The organism is uncultured Polaribacter sp. (assembly GCF_947500975.1).
Lineage (GTDB): Bacteria > Bacteroidota > Bacteroidia > Flavobacteriales > Flavobacteriaceae > Polaribacter.
Map to the genome: position 1 here is coordinate 1 of NZ_CANMUE010000042.1, position 959 is coordinate 959.

Below are 959 nucleotides of genomic sequence, written 5' to 3' on the forward strand. Positions count from 1 at the left end.
CAAATAAAAACCGAATAGAAAATCCGCGAGGATTTTCGTAAGTAGGCTAGAACTAGCAATAAATTATATACGGTGTTGTGTACCGTATTTATTCCATTAGTGACATTGCAACGTAAATTCTATTCTTTCCGTTTTTTCGTCATAGAAAACATAAATCAGTCCAACATCTCCCCACATTAAACCAGCATTATCTTCTGAATCTATTTGAAATAAAAGTTTCATTGAGTTCCCTTCGCTATCTTTTGGTGTAGATTCTCCTTGAACCCAGTTTGGATAACCACCAAGTTGGCTTTGATAGTCTTGTTCTCCAATAAGCTTCTTAACTATTTGGTCATAATTATCCCAAGGTTCATCTTCGTTTAAAACGCAGGATAATTTAGAAGCGTTATAGCAATGTAAATCTATTCCTTCCCAGTCTGGTAAGGATTTGGTCGAACTGAACTTTATTTCACAATATTTAGATCTTTCTAATTCACTTGGTTTCTCAATTAATTCAATATTTTCTTTTTCAATTTTTTTATAAATTTTCACTAACCATCCATCATTTGAAGTATCCCACGGAAACTCTTCCCAATCGTAATAAAATTGAATAAGTTCTATACTTTCTGGTAGTTGTAAATCAGTAGAATTAAATATTTGAAAAATGAATTCTAATTTTTTTCCGTTTTTACTTGTTGGCCATAATTCGCCTTTTTCAAAATAAGGTTGTCCACCAAAATGTGAAAATAATTGAGAGTTCTCTGGCGGTCTTGAAGCTTTCAAAACCTCAATTTTTGTCGCAGTTCTAATTATAGGCTTTACTAAATTCTCTAAATCATGAAGCGTTTTTAAATTCAATTCATTTAGTTCATTTCGATATTTGTCAAAATGTGATTCAGTTTTAGGCTTACCTTTTTTACTACTAAATAATTTCTTCCAAAAGTTCATTCTTTGCAGTCTGTTTTTATATGGTACACAAC

The 959-nt window shown here is 31.4% G+C and carries 1 protein-coding gene; it reads right to left on the reverse strand.

The genetic code is table 11. The annotated features are described in order from the left end of the window. Positions 1-96 precede the first annotated feature (96 nt). Positions 97-959: YwqG family protein (locus Q0733_RS12940; protein ID WP_298782752.1), on the reverse strand; the 863-nt coding region annotated here is incomplete at its 5' end.